A 25,881-nucleotide genomic window follows, 5' to 3' on the forward strand; every position below is an offset into this window, starting at 1 on the left:
TCTGCCACAAGGACACGTGACATGAACACTATCTATCGTCTGGTTTTCAACCGCGCGCTGCGCGTCTGGCAGGTCGCTTCGGAGCTGGTGAAGGGCGGCGGTGGCCTGGTCGGCCATGTGCCGGGCCGGCAGAGCGCGGCACTGTCGCCGCTCGGCTTCGCGCTGATGTGCTCACTGGGCTGGGTCAGTCTGGCAGCCCCCGCGCTGGCGCAGTCCGATGCGCGCATCAGTTCCGATCCGAACGCGCCAGGCCGTGAACGGCCGACGGTGGTGACCGCACCCAACGGCGTGCCGATGGTGAACATCACCACGCCGTCGGCGGCGGGTGTGTCGCGCAACCGCTATTCGCAGTTCGACGTGGGCCGCGAAGGGGTCATCCTCAACAACGCCCGCGGCCAGGTGCAGACGCAGCTGGGCGGCTGGGTGCAGGGCAACCCGTGGCTGGCCACTGGCAGTGCACGGGTCATCCTCAATGAAGTGAATGGTCCGGCCAGCCGGCTCAACGGCTATGTGGAAGTGGCCGGGCAGCGCGCCGAAGTGATCATTGCCAACCCGGCCGGCATCCAGGTCAACGGTGGCGGCTTCCTCAATGCCAGCCGGGTGACCCTGACCACCGGCACCCCGATGTTCAGCGGTGCAGGCGCACTTGAGGGCTACCGTGTCACCGGCGGCGCGATCCAGATCGATGGCGATGGCCTGGACAGCCGCCGTGCCGACTACACCGACCTGATCACCCGTTCGTTGAAGGTCAATGCCGGCATCTGGGCCAACCAGCTGCAGGCAACGCTGGGCAGCAACGTGGTCAGTGCCGACCACAGCCAGGCCAGCGCGAGCGCGGCCAGCGGCGAGGCACCGATGTTCGCACTGGACGTCGGCGCACTGGGCGGCATGTTCGCCAACAAGATCTGGCTGGTCGGCAACGAGCATGGCGTGGGCGTGCGCAATGCCGGCAGCATCGGTGCGCAGGCCGGCGAGCTGGTGGTGACGGTGGATGGCCGCCTGGAAAACACCGGTGCGCTGCAGTCGCGGCAGAACGTGCGCGTGCAGGCCAGTGGCGACCTTGCCAATGCCGGCACCATCGCGGCTTCGCGTGAGGTGGCCATCACGTCCGGCGGCACGCTGGACAACAGCAACGGCACGCTCAATGCGCAGCGCCTGCAGCTGCAGGCGCAGGGGTTGCGCAACCAGGGCGGCGCGATTGAACAGACCGGCGTGCAGGCCCTGGTGCTCAAGGCCGACACGGCCAGCAACCGCAGCAACGGCCTGCTGGGCGCACTGGATGCCGTGGCGTCAGGTGGCAATGAGGGCAGCCCTGGCGGCGGTGCGTCGCCGGGCAGCGGTGGCGGAACGCCCGGAACCGGCACGCCGGGGACACCGGGAAGCGGCGGCGGCAATGGCGGCTCGACCGGCACGCCGACGTCGCCGGCGCTGCCGCTGGCCGAGGGCCTGATCGCCATCACCGGCATGATGGACAACGACGGCGGCAGCATCAGCAACGGCGGCGCGGTGTCACTGGCTGCACGCAACGGTCTCGACAACCGCGGCGGTCGCCTGGGAGTGAGCGCGCTGCAGGCCGGGGGCGAGCTGCGCAACGATGGCGGCACGCTGCAGGTGCATGGCGATGCCGCGCTGCAGGTGGGCCTGTTGTCCAACCAGAAGGGCGCGCTGAGCGTGGCTGGTGGCCTGCTGCTGGATGCGCAGTCGCTCGACAACCGCGGCGGTGAACTGCGGCACGCCGGCAAGGCGGCATCGTCGTGGACGGTGCATGGCCTGTTCAACAACGACGGTGGCCTGCTGGCTACCAATGCCACGCAGCTGGCGTTGCGCGCAGGCCAGGTCGGCAATGCCGGTGGCCGCATCGAACATGCCGGTGAGGGGGGCCTGCAGCTGGATACGGGCGACTGGGCCGGCGCCGGTGGCCGGCTGAGTACCCTGGGCCGCCTGCAATGGACGGCCGGCAACGCCGATCTGCGCAACGGCTCGCTCAGTGCGGCCGGGTTCGACATCGTGGCCGGGACGCTGGACAACCGGGGTGGCAGCCTGCTGTCGCTCGGCACCGGTGCCAGTTCGGTGAAGGCCACGGTGCTGGACAACAGTGCCGGCGGCACGCTGGCCAGCAATGGTGATCTGGACCTCACCGCGATCACGCTGGACAACCGCAAGGGGCTGGTGCAGCAGGCTGGCACCGGCAGCCTGCGGGTGCAGGCCGATACTCTGCATGGCGGCGAAGGGCGCCTGCTCAGCAACGGCGCGCTGGTGCTGTCCGGCGGCGAGCTGGACGTGAGTGGCGGTACCACGTCGGCGCAGCGCGTGCAGATCCAGGCCGATGTGCTGCGCAACCGCCAGGGACAGATCGTTGCGCAGGGAACGCAGGTGTTGGCACTGGACGTGCGCGATGCGCTCGACAACCAGGGCGGCCAGATCGTCGGCAACGGCGGGCTGCGCATCGACGCCGGTCGCGTTGACAACCAGCAGGGCACGCTGCAGTCGGCCGGCACGCAGGGCGTGGCGCTGACGGTGCGCAACACCCTGGACAACAGCGGCGGCGGCATTTCCGGCAATGGCCAGGTGCAGCTGCAGGTTGGCAGCCTGGTCAACCAGGGCGGCAAGGTGCTGGCGGCAGGCAGCGGCGCGCTGCAGGTGCAGGCCCGCGAACGTCTGGACAACAGCAACGGCGGCCGCCTGGCCGGTACCGGTGATCTGCGGCTGCAGGCGGCACGACTGGACAACCGCAGCGGTGTGATCGAACACGCCGGCGGTGGCACGTTGCAGATCCGCGCCGACAGCCTGCAGGGCGCGGGCGGCCGCATCCTCAGCCAGTCGACGCTGGCGCTTGAGGGCGGCGATCTGCTGCTGGGGGCCGGCAGCATTACCCAGGCCGAGCACATCGCCATCGACGCGCAGCGCCTGGACAACGCCGACGGCAACCTCAGCGCGACCGGCAGCGGCGCGCTGCGGCTGCGCGTGGCGCAGCGCGTGGACAACAGTGGCGGCACGATTGCCGGCAATGGCGCGCTGGAGGTAGAGGCCGGCGAACTGATCAACCGCAAGGGCACGCTCAGCGGCGCCGGTACGGCTGACAGCACGCTGCAGATCGCCGGAGCGCTGGACAATCACGAAGGCACGATCGCCAGCAACGCCAACCGCCTGGCGGTCACTTCCGCACGGCTGGACAACAGTGGCGGCAGCATCCGCCAGGCTGGCAACCAGGGCCTGGACATCACCACCGGCCGCCTGGACGGCAGCAAGGGCACGCTGGTCTCCTCGGCCACGCTGACCCTGCGCGCCGACGACGTGGATCACCGTGACGCGACGCTGGGTGCCGATCGCTTCGACCTTGAGGCCGCCACGCTCGACAACGCCGGTGGCCGCATCATCGCCAGCGGTGAAGGCGCCAGTCGCATCAAGGTCACGACCCTTGGCAATGCCGGCGGCACGCTGGCCAGCAATGGCGACCTGACCCTGCTGGCGCAGACGCTCGACAACAGTGCGGGCAGGTTCCAGCACGCCGGCAGCGGCCAGCTGCAGGTCTCGGCGCAGACCCTGCTGGGCAAGGGCGGCAGCGTGCTCAGCAATGGCAGCTTCGCGCTGGATGGCGCCAATCTCGATCTGACCGGGGCAACCACCTCGGCGCGCCGTGTCGAAATCACTGCCGGCACCCTGACCACTGCCGGTGGCACGCTCACCGCAACCGGTGAAGACGCGCTGCGCCTGCACGTACAGGGTGTGCTGGACAATCGCGGTGGTTCGCTCGCCAGCAATGGCGCGCTGGATATCACCGCGCAGCAGCTGATCAATGCGCAGGGTACGCTGCAGGGCGCAGGCACCGGTCACTCCACGCTGGCGATCGGCCAGGCGCTGGACAACCAGAAGGGCCGCATCCTGCTCGGTGGTGCCGGCACCGTCACCGCGGCCAGCCTCGGCAACCAGGGTGGCACCGTGCATGCGGGCGGCAGCGCGCTGGTGCTGGGCGTTGACGGTCGTCTCGACAATGGCGAGCAGGGGCTGCTGTCCAGCGCCGGCACGATGACCCTGGACGCCGGCAGTCTCGACAACCGCCACGGCACCCTGGTCGCTGGCAAGGACCTGAGCGCGACCACGGCGGCAGGCGTGGACAACAGCGACGGTGCGATGCAGGCCGGCGAACGGCTGCAGTTGCAGGCCAATGGCCTGGACAACCAGCGCGGCACGCTGCTGGGCGGCCAGCTGGACATCGATACCCGCGGCCAGCGGCTGGACAACCGCGCCGGCACGCTGGGCACGCAGAAGGGCGACCTGATCGTTCGCAGTGGCGCGATGGACAACCAGGGCGGTCGCGTGCAGGCGGCGGCCGACCTGACCATCAACTCGGCCGGGCAGGACATCGACAACCGCGCCACCGCCGGCAGCGGTGGATTGCTGGCGGCCGGGAAGCTGCAGCTGGATGGTGGCGTGCTGGACAACCGTGGCGGCGCAGTCAATGCACAAGGCGATGCGCGCTTGCTGCTGGCCCGCGTCGACAACAGTGGCGGTGGAACACTTGCCAGCTCCGCGGATCTGTCCCTGCAGGCGGCGAGCCTGGCCAATGCCAGTGGTCGCGTGCAGGCCGGGCGCAACCTCGACCTGACCCTGGGCGGGCACCTGGACAACGCCGCCGGCGCGATCGCGGCCGGACAGCGGTTGACCCTCACTGCCGCCAGCGTGGACAACCGCAACACCCGTGGCGGCGACGGCACGCGTGGCCTGCAGGCGGGCCAGCTGCAGTTCGGCGCCCAGTGGCTGGACAACAGCCAGGGCCAGATCGTCACCGATGGCGGTGCGCGGCTGCAGATCAACGGCCAGCTGCAGAACACCGGCGGCGTGATCAGCACCGGCGGCAACCTGGACAGCCAGGCGGACAACGTCGCCAACAGCGGTGGCCTGCTGCGCGCCGATGGCAGCCAGACCCTGGTGGCACGTGCGCTCAGCGAAGACGGCCAGGTGCATGCGCAGCGTGACCTCGGCCTTACCCTGCAGCAGGGCATGCGCCAACGTGGCGAATGGATCGCCAACGGCACGCTGTCGCTGAACCTGTCCGGCGACCTCGACAACCAGGGTGTGGTGCGCGGTGGCAACCTCGACCTCAACGCCCAGAACATCACCAATGCGGCTTCGGGTGAGATCTCCAGCCAAGGCACGACCCACCTCAATGCCCGTGGCCAGCTGACCAACCGGGGCCTGATCGATGGCGCGCTGACCCACCTGGAGGCCGGCGAAATCGACAATCTCGGCACCGGGCGCATCTACGGTGATCGCGTGGCGATCTCCACCGGCGTGCTGAAGAACCGCGCCGAAGAGGCCGGTGGTGCCACCCGCGTCGGCACCGTGGCCGCACGCGAGCGCCTGGACCTGGGCGTGCGCGAGCTGCAGAACACCGGCAAGGGCCTGATCTACAGCGGTGGTGATGCTGCCATCGGCGGCACGCTCGGCGCTGACCGGATCGCCAGCGGCATTGCCGGGCGGATCGACAACATCAGCTCGGTCATCGATGTGACCGGCAACCTGTCCATCGATGCGCAGGTGGTCAACAACATCCGCGAGAACGTGGTCGTTTCGCAGACCAGGACCGTGATGGATCCGGTGCGGCTGGATCGCCCGGCGTGGTGGCGCAACGGCAAGAACGGCACCGAGGACATCCGCAGTACCAGCCACTACTCCGCGCACGAGGTGTACTACCTCGACCCGGCCGACATCCTCGAAGACACGCCGCACATCACACCTGATGGCTTCACCGTGCATCGCGCGGTGGTGCGCCTGAGCTCGAAGACCAGTGCCTACTTCTTCGGGCGCGGTGGCCTGTATGCCGGCCTGGGCGAGCGCGCGCGCCTGAACGTGCAGGATGGCACGGTGGTGATGTACTACGTCGGCCGCCAGGACAACCAGGTCAATCCGGACCAGGTGCGCGTCGGCGCGGATGACCCGTTCGCCGAGCTGAGCACCCTGCATCCCGATGCGCCAGCGTTCCGCTATGTCGACGACAAGCTGACCTATTCCAGCAACTACGGAACCTGCACCACCAACTGCGTGCAGTTGTGGACCTACAAGGACTACAACGATCCGGACCATACGCTGACCAATCCGCGCGGCTCGGGTGGCAACAACGTCAGCAGCAATGAGCAGTACCGCATCGCCACCCGGACAGTGACCGAAGATGTGCTCGGCGCCGGGGTAGGCGCCGACGCGGTGATCCGTTCCGGCGGCGCGATGCGCATCGGCACCGACAGCCTGAAGAACCACTACGGCAGCATCGCCGCAGGGGGCAACCTGAGCATCGTGGGACTGACCGCGACGGCGAAGGTGGAGAACCTGGCGCAGACGCTGTTCCGCACCCATGAATTCAACAATGTGGGCCACACCTACAGCAACGAACGGGTCACCTGGAGCAATGACACGATCTCCGAGGAGATCGGCAGGATCGGTGGCAGCATCACCAGTGGAGGCACGCTGGTCATCGACGTCGGTGACCTGAGCAACCTCAACCAGGGGCGAAACGCGCCGAACGTGCAGAACGGTTCGGCCATGGCCAACCTCAACGTGCAGGGGCCCAAGGCGCTGCCGGATGGGCCGGGCCATGGCGGTGCGCAGGGGCCGGGTCAGTCCACCGGCACCGGTGCCGACCGCGCGCTGGCGCAGGCGGCCGATGCCGCCGGCACCCAGCACGGCGGCAACGTCGGCGGCGTGGCCGGCAACAGCGGCACCTCTGGGCCGCGCGTGGTCGCGGCCAGTGGTGGATCACCGGACCGCATCGCGATGGGTGCACCGGACACGCGCGCGCCGAGCGCCAGCCTGTTCAACGTCAATCCCAACGGTGGCCACTACCTGGTCGAGACCGATCCGCGCTTCACCGACCACAAGACCTGGCTGAGCTCGGACCACCTGCTGGGCCAGATGGGCTACTCGCCCGATACCGTGCACAAACGCCTGGGCGATGGCTACTACGAGCAGAAACTGGTGCGCGAACAGATCGGCCAGCTGACCGGTCGCCGCTTCCTCGACGGTTACGCCAGCGACGAGGCGCAGTACCGCGCGCTGCTGGAGGCCGGTGCCACGGTGGCCAGCGAATGGGGCCTGCGCCCCGGCGTGGCGCTGACCGAAGCACAGATGGCACAGCTGACCAGTGACATCGTCTGGCTGGTCGAGCAGACCGTCACCCTGGCCGATGGCAGCACCACCACCGCGCTGGTGCCGCAGGTCTACCTGCGCCTGCGCCCGGGCGACCTCGACGGCAACGGTGCATTGCTGGCCGGTGCCAATGTCGATATCAATCTGGGCAATGGCCTGGTCAACACCGGCAACATCGCCGGCCGCAAGCTGGTGACCATCGATGCAGGCAACATCGAGCATCTGGGCGGCAGTATTTCCGGCCAGTACGTCGGGCTGTCGTCGGACAAGGACATCCGTGTTGTGGGTGCCGCCGTGACGGCCACCGATGCGCTGTCGGTCAAGGCGGCGGGCAATGTCACGGTGGCCTCCACGGTGGAGACACAGCGGGGCGGTGGCACCTACCAGTACGAAACCAACCGCATCGATCGGGTCGCCGGCCTGTATGTAACCAACCCCAGTGGCGACGGCATGCTGTCGGTGGTGGCCGGCGGTGACATCAGCCTGCAGGCCGCACAGATCCGCAACGCTGGCACTGACGGCCTGACCCAGGTGGCCGCAGGCGGCACTCTGGATGTTGGCGCGATTGCGCTGGAGGAACGCCGCGACGCCACCTTCGATGAACGCAACCACCAACGCAGCAGCAGGACGACGCACGCAGCCTCGTCGGTGCAGGGCGCTGGCGATGTGGTGCTGGCCGCTGGCAAGGACATCACCCTGGCCGCCGCGCAGATCAAGGCGGGGGCCGGCCTGGCATTGCAGGCCGGTGGGGACATCAACAGCCAGGCGCTGGTGGACAGCGAGAGCCGCGATTTTGCCAATGCGGGCAAGCGCAGTTCGCTGCAGGTCAGCCAGAGTGATGAAACGGTGCGCGGCAGTACGTTGCAGGCGGGCGACAACCTGCTGTTGAACGCCGGCCGGGACGTGAACCTGGCAGCCGCCTTGGTCGACAGCAATGACGGCACGGTAAGCGTGGCTGCGGGCCGCGACGTCAACCTGCTCTCAGCCAACGAGACGCACGACTACAGCCTCGACAGCTACGACAAGAAAAAGAAGACGCTCTCCAGTACCACTACCACGCGCAGCGTCGACGCCAGCGACAGCTATGCCATCGGCACGGCGATCCAGGGCGAGCGCATCAACATCACGGCTGGCCGCGATCTGACTGCGGTAGGTGCGGTGGTCGATGCCACCGGCAACGTGATCCTGGGTGCTGGCAACAATGTGCTGATCACTGCCGCCGAGGACCATCACAGCAGTGAGTCCAGCGAGAGCAAAAAGAAATCCGGCGTTACCGGAGGCTTCGGCAACGGCGTGGCATCGGTTGGCTACAGCAGCGCGAAGAACAGCAGCACTCGTGCCGAGCAGTCCACCACCCAGGTGGGATCGGCGATCGCCTCGCGCGACGGCAATGTGCTGATCAATGCTGGCAACACACTGACGATCGAGGCCTCGGACGTCGCTGCAGGCGAGAACCTGACACTGGTGGGCAAGGACATTGCGCTGCTGGCGCGACAGGACACCACGGACAGCCAATCCAGCCAGGCCAGCAAGTCCAGCGGCTTCTCGGTGGGCGTGACCTACGACCCGACCAAGGCCTACCGCAGCGCCCGCGATTCGACCACCGACGGCATGGCCGACAGTGGCTCGGCAATGGGGCGGATCACCCGCACCGCTGAAGGCGCAGCCTCCGGCCTGCGCGCGGCCACCACTTCGACCGTGGTGACTGCCGGCAGCCAGCGCACCAACAGCGAACAGAGCCATTCGACCAGTGATGCCCGCGTCAGCCAGTTGGCTGCAGGCGGCGATCTCACGTTGATTGCCAACGGCGGCTCGATCCTCAGCCAGGGCACGCAGATGTCGGCAGAGGGCAACGCCGTGCTGCTGGCCACCAAGGACATCGTGTTCGAGGTGGCCCACAACACCGAGCGCAGCGACAGCAGCAGCCGCGGCAAGGGCTGGGGCTTTGCCAACAACACCAGCGGCCTGCCGTTCGGTACCAACAACTCGCAGAGCCAGGGCAGCGGCAGCAGTGACACCATCACCGGCACGCAGCTGTCGGTCGGCGGCGGCGTGCGCATGGCCACCACCGAGGGCAACATCAGCCTGACCGCAGCCAACATCGCCGCCGAGAAGGACGTCAGCATCCGTGCGGCCGGTGATCTGCTGGTCCGCAGCGGGCAGGATACGGTCAGTAACGCCAATACGTCGGACAGCAAGGCGATCGGCACGGTACAGATATCGGATACAGAGAAGTTCTCCGGCTGGCACCGCGAGCAGCACCAGGACGACAGCGCGCAGGTGTCACAGGTGGCCAGCAGCATCGGCAGTCTGGGTGGCAGCGTGAACCTGACCGCCGGTGGCAAGTACACGCAGACGGCCAGCAATGTAGTGGCCGCCAAGGACGTGAACATCACCGCTGCCGAGATCGAGCTGCTGACCGCCGACGAAAGTGGTCACTACTCGCAGAGCGACAAGGACCTGAAGATCGGCGTATTCGCGCGGGTGAAGTCGCCGTTGATCGACCTGATCAACAACGTGGACGCGGCGCGTCAGTCCGATGATCGCCTGCAGAAGATGCAGGGCATGGCGGCGGGCGCCAACGCGTACCAGGCAGCCAGTGCGATCTCGGCACTGTCCGGCCGTGGCGGTAGTGGCGAACTGTTCCGTGCTGAAGCAGGCATCGGCTTCAAGACCGCCAACAGCAGTGCCGATGGCAGCAGCATGGTGTCGCGTGGTTCCACCATCCAGGGCGGCGGCAACGTCAACCTCACCAGCACCCAGGGCGACATCCATGTGGTGCAGGGCAACCTCAGCGCGGGCAACACCCTCAGCCTGGATTCGGCCGGAGATATCCTGCTGGAAGCTGGCAAGGCGCATGTGGCCGACCGCAGCAAGAGCAGCAATGCCGGCGCCGAGGTGGGCGTAGGCGTCTCTGTAGGCGCGCAGACCGGCGTGTATGTGTACGCCGAAGCGAGTGTTGGCAGCAGCAAGGCCAATGCCGAGAGCAGCACCTGGCAGAACACCACGCTGACCGGCAAGAACATCTCGATGAAGGCAGAGGGCGATACCACGCTGCGTGGCGCCACAGCGACCGCTGATCGCATCGACGTCAAGACCGGCGGGACGCTGACCATCGAATCGCTGCAGGACATCGCCGAGAGCATGTCGAAGAACAGCCAGGTGGGTGGCCGCGTGCAGGTGTCATTCGGTACCGCGTGGAATGCCGACGGTTACGCCAGTGCAGGCAAGGCCAGCGGCAGCTATCAAGGTGTTGGCCAGCAGAGCGGCCTGTTTGCCGGTAATGGCGGGTACCACGTCGACGCCGGCCACGTGAACCTGGTGGGTGGTGCGATTGCCAGCACCGATGCGGGCAACAGTGAACTGACTGCGGACTCGCTGACGTTCACTGACCTGCAGAACCACATGGACTACACGGCCAGCTCCGGCAGCATCAGTGGTGGTGCGGGCGGGGAGATGGATGGCTGGACGCCCAAGCCGGGAACTGCCGCACCCCGAGGTGGTCCGGGCCTGCCGATGATGGAAAAGGGCAGCGACAGCAGCTCCACCCTGGCCACCTTGACCGAGGGCAAGGTGGCCATCGGTGGCAAACAGACGTCGGCGGCTGAGCTGGGCATCAACACCGATGCCAGTGGAGCGCATCGTGCGCTGGATGCACTGCCGGATGCGAGCAAGCTGCGGGCGGACCAGCAGGCGATGGCGGCTGCGGCGGGGACGGTGATGGCCACCAGCCAGCAGATTGCCTGGGATATTGGCAGTGCGGATGCGAAGAAGATCACGGACAAGTATCGGGAAGGGATGAGTCCCGAAGAGAAACGGGCATTCGATGCGCTTTCTCCGGACGAGCGATTCAACCGTCTGGTCGCGTTCGATGCATCCTACCCGGAAGCGCTGGTGACCCAGCAGAAGTGGGCCCCTGATGGCGTCTATGGTCGCGCACTCGGCGCAGTGACCAGCGCGTTGGTCGGTGGTGTTGAAGGGCAGGGGCTGGGTCAGCTGGGTTCCAACGCGCTGGCGCCGTATGCGGCTGAACTGATCGGCAAGACGTTTGACCCGAACAAGCAGAGTGCTGCGCCTAGCGAGGCCATGCAGATGCTGTCGCACGCGCTGCTGGGCGCGCTGTTGGCAGAGGCCAATGGTGGCAAGGCGGGGAGTGGGGCGTTGGCGGCTGGTGGTGGTGAGCTTGCGGCGAAGTTCCTGGGCGACTACTACGCCAAACAGAATAGGGGGCAGTTGTCGCCCGAGCAGGCGGAGCAGGTAAGGGTGCTCGGACAAGCGGTCGGCGCAATGGCGGGAGGACTTTCCGGTCCAGGAATCTATGGCGCGACATTGGGCATGGGTATCGCGAAAAATTCCGTTGAGAATAACTATCTGAATCACGACGAGCGGATGGAGTACCTTCAGGCGACTGTTATCTGCTCTGATGCAGGTAAAGACTGCGATATCAAGGAAAACTTCGAGCGGCTCTCTGCGGAGCGCGATTACAAGTTGTTGATGGCGTGCCAAGTGCCAGGATCTGCCGCATGTGCTGAGCAGCGTTCACTTGCGAAAATTGCATTGGAATCGCATAACTCACCTATATATAAGGGGGAGTATGACGCATGGATGGCGGAAAATTCCGAAAAGCTCGTCGCTGCGAGCAAGAAGGCAGGCAGTGGAGTTAGCTTGGATGCATTGGCAATTCACTCTTCAACTGAAGATTTGCAGAGGAAGATCTATTGTTCGCTGGTCGGTGAGTGTGGTTCGAACACCGTCGATCTTCTGCGTGGCGCGGGATATGGCGCGGAAGCCGACTGGCTGTCGTCGACGAATAGAGCGGTTGCGGGTGCTGCTTTTGTGCAAGGTCTGTGGGCCGGTGGAAAGGAATTGGTAGCTGGCGCTTTAAGTGCCAATCAGATTTCACTGTTGCTTGCAAACTATTCTGATTATCAAGAAGTGAAGAGGTCAGGTTCGCAAGCCGTCATACAGAAGCGTTATGAGGAGATCAGTCGCGGCATCAATGAGTACATGGAAAAGACGGCGGGCCTCGCGCATTATCTGACGGGGGGGCGAAACTCATGGAATTTTGGAGACGTAGACCAAGCGGCCGACATTGGTGGGCGTCTAACTTTCGATATCGGGACTTCTCTTGTGGGGCCTGAAGCCTTCCTTGCAAAGGGGGCAAAGGTCAACGCGTTGGAAGCTTCTGCGGCAGGTGCGCTGGAGAGAGCTCGAGAAGCACGCAGGGTAAAGTTTGAGCCGGATGGGTCGTTGCCATCGCATCTACTTCCAGATCATATTGATGGGATCGGTACAGTCGCGTCAAAGATTGATCCCGTCATCATGCAGGTTCGATCCGATGGAGAAGTGTCGAGATTGGGTTCTATGTATAATTCGAGATCAATGCATCCTCGCGATTTTGATGTGACAATTGAAGGAAGGGTTTATAAAGCTGATCCGGTGATTAGTCAGGGGGCGCCGGTCTTTGATGGGGTTAGTGAGAATGCAGTTAAAGGTTATGTAATGCAGTTGGCTGGTGTGGAGGAAATGCCCAGGCCTCGCATAATTCAGGGTAAGGGTGAGCTTTATGTAATTCAGAGGCCAAATGGCTTGATAGTTCGCCTGCGGGCGTTTTCATCCTCTGCGGGAAAAACTGGTGCAAAATGGACGGTGGATGTTGTTCATCCATCGATTAATAATGGCGGTGCAGTGGAGATGAAGTTCAAGTGACCGAGGAGTACACTAATTATGTCGTGGAGCACTCTTTTGGGTATTCCATGGTGTCAATGTGGCAGGCGCTAAATGGTGCTCTGGCGGGATCTTCTGTCGATTTCGCTGCGCAGAGGGATATTTTTCTCGACATTGTTTTTGATATTTTGGAATCCGGAAAGGCAAAATTGGCGTCTGACGGTCGGCTTTTAGATGGTTCAAATCTAGAGCAGGTCGAGCTTCTTCGGAGGGCTTGGCCGTCGACCAGGGAAGAGTTGGAATCTGATCTGTGCCTTTGGTTCCTGGTTGCAGCTCCTGCAGGAATTGTATGGGTTCTTGATAATGGTGAGTTTTGTTGGACGTGAATGAGGATCGATGTGAATGCCATTGAGTGGGGTGCGCCGATTGTTCCAGGTGTATCCATGGCGGCCATACCTCTGCATGCGTCATTCGGTGATCTGGACGCGGCTATCGCTGCATATCTGATCGACGCGGATTCTCGGCTGTACAGGTTTGAGAGCGGGCCTGATCTTCGTCTGGAAAGGTATGGTCCTGACGAGCATGGAAATGGCGGGTTCCTGTTCTCCCTGCCAGGCGGTGATCGCGCTGGTGATATGGCTGCGCTCTCTATTACGATCGGGGGCGGGGTTGTGCGGGCGCTCAAGGCTTATGCATTGGGAATGCCCTGGGATGTCGTTGCACGTAAGTCCTATCGTGGGCTTGCAGTAGGTTCAATTGGCTTGGGAAGTCTTGTTTCTGATTTTCTTGGGTTCACCGAGTTGCATTTCGATGAAGCGGAGGAGTGGTTCTATAGCGGAGGTGATTACGGGGTCCTCGAAATTTCCGGTTGGGGTGTGCCGCTCGAGGATGAGCCGGAGCAGATCGTGACTGCAATCTGCGTTGTGGCTTGAGGGTGTTTCTGGTCGTTGCATTGAGTTCGTGAAGAGCCGCGCTTGAATGCAGGCAGCGGCACCTCAATGGCCGGGATGCTACGTGGGAATCGGTCTTGAGTGATTTCGTGGCGAGTTTGGATAAAAGATAATGAGAGCAAGGATTGAACCCACCTTCGGTAGCGCCGACGGTGAAGCAGTACAGCGCACAGATACAGCCTCCGATGGGCTGAGCGAAAAGGACGCACTGGCGATCGTGGTAGGAGACAGGTTCTCCACCTATCTCCACTACTGGAGGCTGTACGAAGCAAGCGGAAGGGCGCCAAGGCGATGGAACTGGCCGGCATTTCTGTTCTCGTCACTCTGGTTCTTCTTCCGGCGCATGCATGCGTGGGGAGCGATCTGGTTCATCCTTTCGCCGTTGATGATGACCGCCTTCGTACTGATGGGGCTGCCGTGGTTGTCTTTGCTTTCTTTCGTGGTGTTTCGCGTGCTTGCTGGAATCCTGGCGAATCCGCTGTACCTGGCGCACTGTCGAAGGATTGTCCGCAAGGTTGATGCCGAGCATCGCGGGGCACATCGGCGGCACCTTGAACTGCAGAAGGCTGGCGGTGTCAGCTACACAGCTCTGGTGATCGCCTTGGCGGTAACGGCCTCACAGAACACCCTGATCAATCTGATCGTCCGTTCGCTATCAGAGCCAACGCCCACGCAGTCTGCTGTGTACGTGGCGGCGAACCCGCCGGATCTGCCGGACCCGCAGATAGAGGAAGCAGAGCGGGTGGCGTACCAGGAGCAAATGCGTGCAATCGCAATGACGGCGTGGCCAGCGGGCGTTCCAACCGAGGGCAATGCCTGCATTGTCGAGTTGCGTTTGGCGCCACCAGGTCAAGTGCTGGAGGCCAATGTCCTGGAGCCGTGTACGTTGAACGACGCCCAGCGCGAGATGATGCTGGGTGAAATCAGGCGCACGGACTTCACGATCGAGGGGAAGATGCGGTTCTTCAACCGGCATACCCTCATTGGATTGTGATCGCTGACATCCGGCGAGAGTCGCTCTGGAAATGGGGCATGCAGGGAGATTATTGGTGAAAGAACAGCTCTTGACGATCGAGGAAGCCTACATGGCGATGTTCTACTTCCTCCAGATCGACTATTCCCGCGGCCCCAGCGATGAGATCGGGGGGCTGCTGGGTTCACTTGGCTGGAGTCTTAAGGAGGATCGAAGCCCTACGGATCCAGGTGCGTGGGAGGACTGGTTGGACGCGGTGAGAGCGTCCATGGGGAACAGCGAGGAGGGCATAAAGGATATGGGTGCTACCTACACTGATCTGAAGCGGTAGCCGGATTATTGCGAGCTCCCATGGGTGAGCTGGGCAGGGGCAGTCCGTATGAATCAGGAATTCTTCAGGACAGAAATGAAGCCGAAGACGAATGCGGCCATGCCGAGTCATGAAGCTGTTGGCTTCAGAATGATGGTTCGATAATGAACATTTCGCTGTTTCTGGAAGTCGAAGCCGGTGCCGACCTGGATGCCATTCTGCATGCCCTGGATTCGATCCAGGCCGAGTACTCCGACGGTACTGACGGTCTGCATGGGTATCTTCCAGCGTCCAACACCAGCTTCGGGTTCGGCATCGTCGACACGCCGGAGGCGCTCGTAGCGGAAGGGCTTGAAGTCGAGTGGCAGGTGGGCCTGCTCGGCTCGTTTCATTTCCGCGCGAGCGGGTTTGAAAGCGCCTGGAAGGAAATCTGCCGCTTCACAAAGCGCTACGCCGCGACGTGCGGGTACCGGTTTGTGCTCTCGTTCCAGTTCGAGAGCGTCTATGCGGCAATGCTCGGGAAGGATCTGGTCTTCCCGGGGCCTGCTGCACCGTAATGCCGGATAGCGGGGCGGCAGGCCCCGGCCTGATCCCATTCTGGCTACCGGTGGCGATATACCTTATGGATATAACGCATTCGTGGGTTGTCTGATTTCACACCTGTCTGCACAGTTCCAGAGTTTTGGATCGATATAATAATATCGGCCCATAAAGTTTCCCCTGCCTGCGCCGCCATCGATCGTACGGCCATGATCAAGGGAATTGAGATGCTCGCCTTACGCAACCTCCGAGTGGGATCCCGGCTGGGTGCCGGGTTTGGATTGCTGCTGCTGTTCATCGTGGCCATCGTCGGCCTGGTGCTGTACGGGAATCACCTGAAATCCGCCCAGTTCGAGAAAGTGGTGGACGTCAACATGGTGAAGATGCGGCTGTTGAACGACATGCTGGATACCAACAACGCAGTGTTGATGCACCGCCGGCTGATGGTGATCAAGCGCGGCGAGGATTTCGACAAGGATTATCAGAAGGCGCAGGAGCTGTCGCGGACCTACGACGGTATCTGGGCCAAATACATCAGGATTCCACGTGATGCCACCGGCGATGCCCTGGTTGCGAAGATCGACGCGGCACGCAAGGCAACCGATGCCTCCACCCAGCATCTGCACGAGCGCATGAAGGCGGGTGATTTCGACGGCGCGGCCAAGGAGCTGCTCGCCGAGCATGGGCTGGCAACCGCATGGAACGAGGCCATCTCGACATTGCTGCGGCATCAGGAAGCGCTGACCGCGCGCAGCCGCGAGGAATACCGGTCAACCGAATCCTGGACCGGCACGTTGTCGATCGTGTTCGGCGTGCTGAGCCTGATACTGGGTTCACTGGCCGCATGGGCCATCACCCGCAGCCTGACTCGTCCGCTGGAAGGGGCGGTGAAGCTGGCCGATGGCATCGCCAACGGGCGGCTGGACAGCAGCATCGACGCCTCCGGCAATGATGAGGTGACCCAGTTGCTCCGGTCGATGCAGCGCATGCAGGCGCAGCTGCAGTCGGTGATGGCGGCGCAGGGTGAGCTGGCGCGCCAGCACGATGCGGGCAGCCTCAGCTACCGCATGGACGAGAGTGCCTTCCCCGGCGACTACGGGCGCATGGTGCATGAGACCAATGCGCTGGTCGGCTCGCACGTGCAGGTGCAGAACCGGTTGATCGAGGTGATGAAGCACTACGCCCGTGGCGACCTGTCGGTGGACATGGATCCGCTGCCGGGCGAGAAGGCGGCGATCACCCAGGCCATGGACGAGACCAAGACCAGTCTGTCGGCGATCAACGGCGAGATCCGCCGGCTGGCGACGGCAGCGGCGGCGGGCGATTTCAGCCTGCGCGGCGATGAAGATCGCTTCGCCTATGATTTCCGCGACATGGTGGCCGGGCTCAATCGCCTGATGCAGACCACCGACGAGAACCTGGTGCAGGTCTCGACCCTGCTGCAGGCGATCTCGCGCGGAGACCTGACCGTGCGCATGCAGGGCGACTTCCATGGCGTGTTCGCCCGCATGCGTGATGACTGCAATGCCACCGTCGATCAGCTCAAGCAGATTGTCGGCCGCATCCAGTCCAGCGCGTCCAGCATCAACCTGGCGGCAGGCGAGATTGCCTCGGGCAACACCGATCTGTCGCGGCGTACCGAGCAGCAGGCGGCGAACCTGGAAGAAACGGCTGCGTCGATGGAGGAGCTGACCTCTACCGTGAAGCAGAACGCCGAGCATGCCCGCCAGGCCAACCAGCTTGCCATCGGCGCGCACGGTGTCGCCTCGCAGGGCGGCGAGGTGGTCGGACAGGTGGTCACCACGATGTTGGCCATCGAAGCCTCGTCGAAGAAGATCGCCGAGATCATCAGCGTCATCGACGGCATTGCCTTCCAGACCAACATCCTGGCCTTGAACGCGGCGGTGGAAGCCGCGCGTGCCGGCGAGCAGGGCAGGGGCTTTGCGGTGGTGGCCAGTGAGGTGCGCACGCTGGCACAGCGCTCGGCCGGTGCGGCCAAGGAGATCAAGGGCCTGATCGAGGATTCGGTCGGCAAGGTCGCCGATGGATCGGCGCTGGTCCGCCAGGCCGGCACCACGATGGGCGAGATCGTGGCGTCGGTGCAGCGCGTCACCGACATCATGGCCGATATCTCTGCTGCCTCGCAGGAGCAGAGTTCGGGCATCGAACAGGTGAACCAGGCGGTGGTGCAGATGGACGAGACTACGCAGCAGAATGCAGCGCTGGTGGAAGAGGCCAGTGCGGCGGCACGCTCGATGGAAGAGCAGGCCAACCTGCTGGCCGAGGCGGTTTCGGTGTTCCGTACGGGTGCGGCGACGGCCGCGGCGGTGGTCCGCCCTGCGTTGGCAGCGGTGGCTGCGACGGTCACCCCGGTGCGCCGGCCCGCTGCGCTTTCACCCCGCATCGAACCGACACTGGCGGCCAACGCCGGTGGCTGGGAAGAGTTCTAGCAAGGCAGCACGCCGGCAGGGAGACGGCGCCCATCACGATGGCTGATCGTGATGGGCGCGGATTTTCTTCCTGAACGCGCGATGGCCGATGAGGTGGCGGACACGCGCATTTCACTTCCGGTTGCCAACCGAGGGAGGACACTTGCGCCATACCGGAACTCAGGAGATGGCCATGAAGACCTCGACCCGACTGCTTGTGCTGGGCACCCTGCTGGCGGCTTCGTCGGTAGCCGGTGCACAGACCTACGGGCCGCGCGATGAAGGACGCCGATTCAACGATGGCAGCCGCGTGGTCTGCAAGAACGTGGAAGTGCAGCGCAACTCGCGCGATCCCAACCGCATTGCCGGTACTGCCACCGGCGCGGTGATCGGCGGCCTGCTGGGCAACCAGGTGGGCGGCGGCAATGGCAAGAAGCTCGCTACCGTGGCAGGTGCTGTTGCCGGTGGTGCGGCCGGTCGCCAGATCCAGGGCAACAGCCAGCAGAAGAACGGCGACCGCGTGGTCGAGCGCCGCTGCGAACGCGTCTATCGCTGATCGATCGCCGGCAGCCCCGGTTTTCCCCTTCCACATCGCAGTACTCGAACGCCGGCCACGTGCCGGCGTTCTTCGTTGCAGGAAAAGGGGACGGAGGGGATTAAGTCGCAATCCTCCCAACCGGCCGCTTACGACTTAATCCCCTCCGTCCCCTTTTTTGCGAGGAGGCGCCGGGTGGCGAGGCTGCCGTAGAGCAGCAGCAGGGCGGTGAGGGTGATCAGTTCGTGGCTGACTTCGGCCAGGCTGGCGTCCATCTGGTTCAGGCGCACCATCAGGTTGATGCCCGAGGTGGTAGGCAACAGCTGCGCCAGCCAGACCAGCGGTGGTGGCGTCATCACCGCCGGCCACGACAGGTTGGCCAGGAAGAACAGCGGGATCGAGGTGGCGATGATGTACTGGAAGGCGCGTTCGCGGGTGCGGAAGAAGCTGCCGACGAACAGGCCGAAGGCCACGGTGGCGGCGATGAACAAGGTGCCGCCCAGCAGCTGGCCCAGCGGGTTGCCGCCGCGCGGATAGTCCTGCACCCAGGCGGTGAAACCGGCGTAGTAGAACAGGCCGAACAGGCCGATCAGGCCGAAGCCCATCGCCATGCCGACCAGGGTCGGCAGGTCGAAGCGCAGGCGCCGGCCGAGCGCGAGGCGGCGGCCGCCGAGCAGGACGCCGATGCCCATCAGCAGCGTCTGGTGCACGATCAGCTCGGCCACGCCGGGCACGATGGCGCTGCCATAGCCTTCCTGCGTGTTGTACAGCGGGCGCTGCACCAGGGTGACCGGTGGCGCCTGCGGTGCGCCCATGAAGGCGGCCTGGCCGACTACCGCCTCACGCCCGAACGCGCCCAGTGCATCGGCCACGCTGCCCAGCACCCAGCTGGCACGCCCCAGGTAGGCGCCGTTGCCGAGCAGCACCAGCTTGGCTGGGTGGCCGCGCAGGATGTCGCGTTCCAGGTTGGCCGGGATCAGCACGATGCCTTCGGCGTGGCCGGCTTCCAGCTGCTGGCGGGCACTGTCGATGTCTGCCGGTTGCCCGACCACGCGCGCAACACGGAGTGCATCGAGCTTGCGCAGCAGCTCGCGGCTGGTCGCGCTGTGGTCTTCATCCACCACCAGCACCGGCAGGTTGCCGGCCACCTGGTGGCGGTATGCGGCCGGGTAGAAGAACGAGTACAGGATCACCGCGCCGACCATCACCACGATCGCATAGCGGTCGCACAGCACCGCCATCAGGGTCTGCCGCAGGCTGCGCCACAGTGCGCTCATGCGTCGGCCCCTGCGGGATGTGCGGCGGCAGGGGTGCGCGCAAAGGCGATCAGGCGCAGGCCACCGATGCCACCGGCCACCACCGCCATCAGCAGCAGCGTGGCCAACGGCCATACCGAAACCTGCAGCGGAGAACCGATGAACTGCTGCTGGGTCTGCAGCTTGATGTAGGCGCTGAGCGGCAGCAGCTGATGCCAGATGCGGGTGAACAGAGGGCCATCCAGCACCGGGAAGGTGGCGCTGGAGAACGCCAGTGCGGTGCCGATGCTGAGGCCGACCGCGGACAGCGCGGTGCCCATGTCGCGGGTGACGCCGACGAAGAACAACGCGTAGGCGGCCGTGGCAAGGTAGAACAGCGGCTGTGCGAGCAGCAGCAGGAGCACGCTGCCGGCCACACCATCGCCGCGCAGCCAGGCCAGGTAGCCGATGCCGAGCGCGCCATACACCGAGAACAGCAGGATGTACGGCGCGATCTTGCCGGCAATCGCCGACCATGGCGTGCGGCCGAGCCAGGCGGGCAGGGTACCGTCGCGGATCTCGCGGCCGAGGCTGCCGGCCACGGCAAGCGCCAGTACCAGCGACAGCACTGCCGGGAAGATCAGTGGCAGCAGGAACAATTCGTAGCTGCGCGCCGGGTTGTAAAGGATGCCCGACTGCACCGCGATCGGCGCGGCACGCAGCTTGCCCGGACCGACCTGCAGTCCGATGCGCTCGCGCAGCAGGCGTGCGTTCCAGGCCGAGACCGCGTCGCCGATATCGCGCGCCGCGGACTGGCCGGTGGTCATGTAGGTGGCGTTGTAGTAGGCGAACACCGTGCCCTGGCGTCCACGCAACGCCTGCCGGGTGACATCGCGCGGCACCAGCACGATGGCGAACACGTCCAGGCTGCGCAGTTGCGAGCGTGCGTCTTCCAGGTCCACCGGCTGGCTGGCGATGCGCACGCCGGGGCTGGCATCGAGCATGCGCAGCAGCAGGCGGCTGTCACTGCTGTGGTCGAGGTCGACCACCGCGATCGGGATGTCGCGCATCACCGACGGTGTGAACATCCACGCCATCACCACCAGCATCAGCAGCGGCAGCAGGGTGACCAGCAGCAGATCGGCGCGGTTGCCGCGCAGCGACCGCAGTTCGCGCCGCCAGCTGGCGGCGAAGCTGCCGCGGCCAGGGCTCAGTGCTGGGGCCATGCGAACAGCACGCTCATGCCGGGGCGGAAGCCCTCGATGCGGCGTACCGGGCGCACCCGCACCTCGAAGCTGCGGACGTCGTAGCCGGACGACTGGCGGGTGGTACGCCAGGTTGCATAGTCGCCGGCCGGGTTGATGAAGTAGACCTCGAATTCGCCGTCCAGGCCGAGTGCCGGCACGCTGCCCTGCAGCTTGCTGCCGACCTTCAGGCCCTGCATCTGCGATTCGCGCAGGTTCATCGCCACCCACATGCGGTCGATGTCGACCAGGGTGAACACCGGGTAGCCGGCCGGCACCAGTTCACCCGGGTCGGCCATGCGCTTGTTGATCTCGCCGGCGACCGGCGCGCGCCCTTCCACTTCGACACGTGCGGCATTGACCTCGGCCACCGCGCCCTGTGCCTGCTGCACCTGGCCCTGCGCGGCACGCTTGTCCTGCTCGCGTGCGCCGGCCAGGGCCATGTCGTACTGCGCGCGGGCGGCACGCGCCAGTTCGCGCGAACTGGTGGCCTGGGCATGTGCTTCATCGCGCTTCTGCCGGGTCATCACCCCTTCGTTGAACAGGTTCTGCACGCGCTGGTAGGTGGCTTCAGCCAGCGTCGCGCCGGCTTCGGCCCGCTTCCAGTTCGCTTCGGCAGCGCGGATGTCCTCGCTGCGCGCGCCTTCGTCGGCCTTGTCGGCCACCGCCTGTGCGGCGGCCAATGCGCCGTGCGCCTGCTGTTCCTTGGCGGCCACTTCGGGGCTGTCGAGCAGGAACAGCACCTGCCCGGGTTGCACGCGGTCACCCTCGCGCACCTTCAGCTCGGCCACGCGCGCGGTGATCTTGGCGGCCACGTTGATCGTGTCCGCATCGGCCATGCCCTGGATCTGGTCGCCCGGGCTGCGCCAGGCCAGCCACAGGCCGAGCACCACCACGACCAGCAGCACCACTATCAGGATCGGTCCCAACCGGCGCTTGCCCGGGGGCGTCGTCGCATCGTCGTGCAGCACATCACTCATGGTCGATCACCTCGTCCGCACGCCGCCGGAACTCTTCGAAACGGTCCATCTGTCCACTGACCTCCAGCAACTGTGCCAGCGCAATATCGTATTGGTAGGCGGCCTGTGCGCGCTCGACGCGGGCGCCGCCCAGGCCGAGCCGCGCGTCGATCACATCCAGCGAAGTCGCCTGGCCTTCGCGGAACGCCAGCTCCTGCAGGCGCAGGTTTTCCTGTGCCTGGGCGATGCTGCTGTCGAGCAGCACGTATTGCTGGCGCGCGGTTTCCAGTTCGTTCCAGGCCTTGCGCACGCCCAGTGCGACCTGGTTCTCGGCCTCGCGCAGGCCTGCTTCGGCCTGGTCCTGCTGCGCACGCGCGGCGCTGATCTGCGCCGGCCGCGAATTCGGCGACAGGAAGGTGTACTTCAGGCCGATGCCGAACGCCCAGTCCGGATCGGTCAGCATCTCGTCGCGGCGGCGGAAGTCGTACTGGCCGAAGGCGAAGATCTGCGGCTTCAGCTTGGCCTGCTGCACGCGCACGCCCTGTTCGGCCTGCGCCACCATCGCCCGCAGGCGTGCGATCTGCGGCTGGCGGGCCTGTGCGGTGCGCTCGAAGCTGGTCACCGGTTCCAGCGGCACGCGCTGCACGAACAGCGGCGACACCGGCTGCACCTCGCCACCACTGCGCAGCAGCGTGGCCAGTGCGGCCTTCAGCGTGGCCAGGTCGTTCACCGTCTTCTGGTATTCGCGCTCGGCCTTGTCGCGGGCCACGGTGGCCTGCAGGCGCTGCGCGCGGGTGGCGAAGCCCTCGCGTTCCAGCTTCTCTGCGTCGGACAGGTGGCGGTTCAGGCCATCGCGTACGTCGCGGCGTACGTCCACCGCCTGCTCGGCCAGGCGCTGGCCGAAATAGGCCTGGGCCAGCTGCACGGTCAGCGATTGACGCTGTGCTTCGCGCTCGGCACTGGCCTGTTCGTGTGCGGCGCTGGCCGCACGTTGCGCGGCCGGAATCACACCGCCGGTGTACAGCGGCAGCACGGCGGTCACCACCGGGCGGGTACGCCAGTCGCGTTCGGTGAACGACAGCGGCGAGTCGATGCCATAGGCCTCGGCCACCGGTGCCAGCGAACCCAGCGGCAGGGTGAGGGTCTTCTGGAACTGCAGGCGGCGCACTTCGCCGGTGATTTCCGGCAGGCGCAGCAGACGCGTCGCTTCCTGCAGGTCCTGCTTGTTGCGCACGGCGGCGTCGGCGGCGGCCAGCGCATCGGAGACCTGTTCCAGGCGCTGCCGTGCCTGTTCCCAGTCCAAAGCCGGTGCATCGGTGAGGGTCTGCGCCGGCGCAGCCAGTGGCAGGCAGGTTGCCAGCGTCAACGCCAGCGCGGCCTTCGCGCGGTGCATCCTTGTACGTCGGCCGATCACGCCCATGCCGTCCCAATGGTGAAGAAGTGCGCAAACGGTAGTGCGCGCGGCGTGAAGCCCGGGTCTGCGATCATCGGTTTGTCCTCAACGAAGGGTGCCGCTGGCCGCAGTGCGCAGCGCCTGCGTGATGTGCTGCAGCGTGCTTGAGCGCACGGCGGCATGCTGCCAGTACAGCGGCACATCGAGCCAGCGGCGGGGTTCCAGTACCACCACGCGGCCGGCGCGCACGGCGGGCGCGACCAGGGTTTCCGGGGCCATGCCCCAGCCGAGTCCGCACGCGGCGGCTTCGACGAAACCGGTGGAGGAGGGCAGGTAGTGTAGCGGCGGCTGCAGTCGCGCGCGGGTCAGGCGCCGCACGAAGCGCCACTGCAGTTCATCCTTGCGGTTGAACACCAGCATCGGCGCGCGCGCCAGGGCCGCGGCCTGCATGCCATCGCTGAAGTACTGGCGGGCGAAGCCGGGCGAGGCGATGGCGTGGTAGCGCATCGCGCCGAGCGGGTGCACGTTGCAACCCTTCACCGGCTGGCTTTCGGCAGTGACTGCGCCGAGCACGCTGCCATCGCGCAGCAGCTGCAGGGTATGGTCCTGGTCGTCCATGCGCAGGTCGAACAGGTAGCCATGGCGCTGGTGCAGGTCGGCGATGGCCGGCACGAACCAGGTATCGAGCGAGTCGTCGTTGACCGCCAGCGGGATCGGCGTGCGCGCAGCGTCGCTGCCACGCTCGGGCAGCAGCTCGGCCAATGCCTCGGCCTCCAGCGCCTGCATCGGCCGGACCCGGCGCAGCAGCGCTTCGCCTGCGGCGGTGGGGCGGCACGGTGCCTGACGTACCACCAGTACCTGGCCGAGCCTGTCCTCCAGCGCCTTGATCCGTTGCGACAGGGCCGACGGGCTGATCGACAGGCGGCGTGCCGCGGCCTCGAAGCTGCCTTCTTCCAGCACCGCAGCAAAGGCGGCCAGTTGCGGATGTACCAGATCCATGCCGGTGTCTCTTCAGTTTTCCTGCACAGGATAAAGAAAAATCAGTTTGTCTAAACAGTGGCGGCGGCCGCACCCTGCGCGTCCCCTCGCTGCCTGGCCTGTCCTGATGTGGATCGCCGCTACCGCCGCCGGCCTGTTCGCAGGCGCCGGCCTGATCATCGCCATCGGTGCGCAGAACGCGTTCGTGCTGCGCCAGGGCCTGCAGCAGCGCCATGTGGGCAGGGTGGTGCTGGCCTGTGCCGGCGCGGACATCATGCTGATCCTCGCCGGCGTCGGCGGCATGGGCGCGCTGGTGCTGCAGTGGCCGCTGCTGCTGCAGGTGCTGCGCTTCGGTGGCGCGGCCTTCCTGCTCTGGTATGGCCTGCAGGCGGGGCTGCGCGCATGGCGCGGTGGCAGTGCGCTGGCCGCCGCCGAGGCGCAGGGCGGCAGCGGACGGCAGGTGCTGCTGACCTGCCTGGCCTTCACCCTGCTCAACCCGCACGTCTATCTGGATACCGTGGTGTTGCTGGGCAGCCTGTCCACGCGCTACCCCGGTGACCTGCGCTGGGCGTTCGCCGCCGGTGCCTGCGCCGCCAGCGTGGCCTGGTTCTGCACGCTGGGCTATGGCGCGCGCCTGTTGCAGCCGGTGTTCCGCAGGCCGGGCGCCTGGCGGGTGCTGGATGCGGGCGTCGCGATCTTCATGTTCTGCCTGGCCACGCTGCTGCTGTTGCGTCCGCTCTAGGCCGCTTCCACCGCGCACAATGGCGTTTCGCCGGGGCGCAGGGTCAATACGCGCACGCCGCTGCGGGTAACCGCCACGGTGTGCTCGAACTGGGCAGACAGCTTGCCGTCGCGGGTGTACACCGGCCATTCGTCCGGCTGCTGGCGGATGGCCGGCTTGCCCTGGTTGAGCATCGGCTCGATGGTGAACACCATGCCTTCTTCCAGCACCATGCCGGTGTTGGGATGGCCGTAGTGGAGGATCTGCGGATCCTCGTGCATCTCCTGGCCGATGCCATGGCCGCAGTATTCCTTCACCACGCTGTAGCCGTGGCTGCGTGCATGACGGGCGATGGCGTGGCCGATGTCGCCCAGGCGCGCGCCGGGGCGCACCGCGGCGATGCCTTTCCACATCGCCTGGTAGGTGGTCTGCACCAGCCTGCGCGCGGCGTAGTCGACCTCGCCCACCAGGTAGGTGGTGCTGGAGTCGGTGATGTAGCCGTTCTTCTCCAGGGTGATGTCGAGGTTGACGATCTGTCCGTTGCGCAGCACGTCGGTGGTGCTGGGCACGCCGTGGCAGATCACGTTGTCGATCGAGGTGTTGAGCACATACGGGAAGCCGTACTGGCCCTTGCTGGCCGGCCGCGCCTGCAGTTCATCGACGATCATGCGTTCGACGAAATCGTTGATCTCCATGGTGCTGCGGCCCTGCAGCGGCAGCCGGTCGAGCGCGGCGAACACCTGCGCCAGCAGGCGGCCCGATTCGGCCATCAGCGCGATCTCGTCAGGGCGCTTGATGATCGCCATC

At 65.4% G+C, this 25,881-nt stretch carries 15 protein-coding genes; 9 read left to right on the forward strand and 6 right to left on the reverse strand.

The genetic code is table 11. From position 1 onward, the window contains the following. Window positions 1-21: 21 nt before the first annotated feature. From AB1281_RS04485 to AB1281_RS04520, 8 genes are all read left to right on the forward strand, one after another. Window positions 22-12,849, forward strand: coding sequence for a hemagglutinin repeat-containing protein (locus AB1281_RS04485; protein WP_430345165.1), 12,828 nt, complete (start codon window positions 22-24; stop codon window positions 12,847-12,849). Beyond that, window positions 12,846-13,193, forward strand: coding sequence for a DUF596 domain-containing protein (locus AB1281_RS04490; protein WP_430345166.1), 348 nt, complete (start codon window positions 12,846-12,848; stop codon window positions 13,191-13,193). The genes AB1281_RS04485 and AB1281_RS04490 overlap by 4 nt, the downstream gene beginning before the upstream one ends. A gap of 12 nt (window positions 13,194-13,205) precedes the next feature. Further along, window positions 13,206-13,739, forward strand: a complete 534-nt coding sequence (locus AB1281_RS04495) for a hypothetical protein (protein WP_430345167.1) — start codon at window positions 13,206-13,208, stop codon at window positions 13,737-13,739. 130 nt (window positions 13,740-13,869) lie between these two features. After that, window positions 13,870-14,751 (forward strand): DUF2628 domain-containing protein, encoded by an 882-nt coding sequence (locus tag AB1281_RS04500; RefSeq protein ID WP_430345168.1) that lies wholly within the window; start codon window positions 13,870-13,872, stop codon window positions 14,749-14,751. Window positions 14,752-14,806: 55 nt separating this feature from the next. Beyond that, on the forward strand, window positions 14,807-15,061 hold the full coding sequence (locus tag AB1281_RS04505; RefSeq protein ID WP_430345169.1) for a hypothetical protein: 255 nt from the start codon (window positions 14,807-14,809) through the stop codon (window positions 15,059-15,061). Between the two features lie 143 nt (window positions 15,062-15,204). Then, entirely contained in the window at window positions 15,205-15,597 is a 393-nt protein-coding gene (locus AB1281_RS04510) for a hypothetical protein (protein WP_430345170.1), read from the forward strand. A 210-nt stretch (window positions 15,598-15,807) separates the two neighbouring features. Continuing rightward, window positions 15,808-18,030, forward strand: a complete 2,223-nt coding sequence (locus tag AB1281_RS04515; RefSeq protein ID WP_430345171.1) for a methyl-accepting chemotaxis protein — start codon at window positions 15,808-15,810, stop codon at window positions 18,028-18,030. Between the two features lie 166 nt (window positions 18,031-18,196). Further along, window positions 18,197-18,565 carry a glycine zipper 2TM domain-containing protein gene (locus AB1281_RS04520; RefSeq protein ID WP_014646414.1) on the forward strand — a complete coding sequence of 123 codons (369 nt, stop codon included), beginning with the start codon at window positions 18,197-18,199 and terminating at the stop codon, window positions 18,563-18,565. Window positions 18,566-18,693: 128 nt separating this feature from the next. On the opposite strand, the gene AB1281_RS04525 is transcribed toward AB1281_RS04520, so the two are convergent. The 5 genes from AB1281_RS04525 to AB1281_RS04545 all read right to left on the reverse strand — a co-directional run bounded on the left by AB1281_RS04525 (window position 18,694) and on the right by AB1281_RS04545 (window position 24,374). After that, complete coding sequence (locus AB1281_RS04525; RefSeq protein ID WP_430345172.1) at window positions 18,694-19,821, reverse strand: ABC transporter permease; 1,128 nt, start codon at window positions 19,819-19,821, stop codon at window positions 18,694-18,696. Further along, the gene (locus tag AB1281_RS04530; RefSeq protein WP_430345173.1) at window positions 19,818-21,005 is read right to left on the reverse strand and encodes an ABC transporter permease; all 1,188 of its coding nucleotides are present in this window, start codon (window positions 21,003-21,005) and stop codon (window positions 19,818-19,820) included. The genes AB1281_RS04525 and AB1281_RS04530 overlap by 4 nt, the downstream gene beginning before the upstream one ends. Next, a complete protein-coding gene (locus tag AB1281_RS04535; RefSeq protein ID WP_049446385.1) occupies window positions 20,990-22,003 on the reverse strand; it encodes an HlyD family secretion protein in 1,014 nt (337 codons plus the stop codon). The genes AB1281_RS04530 and AB1281_RS04535 overlap by 16 nt, the downstream gene beginning before the upstream one ends. Next, a complete protein-coding gene (locus AB1281_RS04540) occupies window positions 21,996-23,402 on the reverse strand; it encodes a TolC family protein (RefSeq protein WP_101765148.1) in 1,407 nt (468 codons plus the stop codon). Before AB1281_RS04540 ends, AB1281_RS04535 begins: the two co-directional genes overlap by 8 nt. A 78-nt stretch (window positions 23,403-23,480) precedes the next feature. Further along, entirely contained in the window at window positions 23,481-24,374 is an 894-nt protein-coding gene (locus AB1281_RS04545; protein WP_071228490.1) for a LysR family transcriptional regulator ArgP, read from the reverse strand. Window positions 24,375-24,480: 106 nt separating this feature from the next. On the opposite strand from AB1281_RS04545, the gene AB1281_RS04550 reads away from it, so the two are divergent. Further along, window positions 24,481-25,095, forward strand: coding sequence for a LysE/ArgO family amino acid transporter (locus AB1281_RS04550; RefSeq protein ID WP_049446381.1), 615 nt, complete (start codon window positions 24,481-24,483; stop codon window positions 25,093-25,095). Here AB1281_RS04550 and map read toward each other — a convergent pair. After that, complete coding sequence (gene map / locus AB1281_RS04555; RefSeq protein WP_430346972.1) at window positions 25,092-25,874, reverse strand: type I methionyl aminopeptidase; 783 nt, start codon at window positions 25,872-25,874, stop codon at window positions 25,092-25,094. The genes AB1281_RS04550 and map overlap by 4 nt on opposite strands. Window positions 25,875-25,881 lie beyond the last annotated feature (7 nt).

The sequence above is a fragment of the Stenotrophomonas sp. NRRL B-14846 genome (assembly GCF_050473585.1).
Taxonomy (GTDB): Bacteria; Pseudomonadota; Gammaproteobacteria; order Xanthomonadales; family Xanthomonadaceae; genus Stenotrophomonas.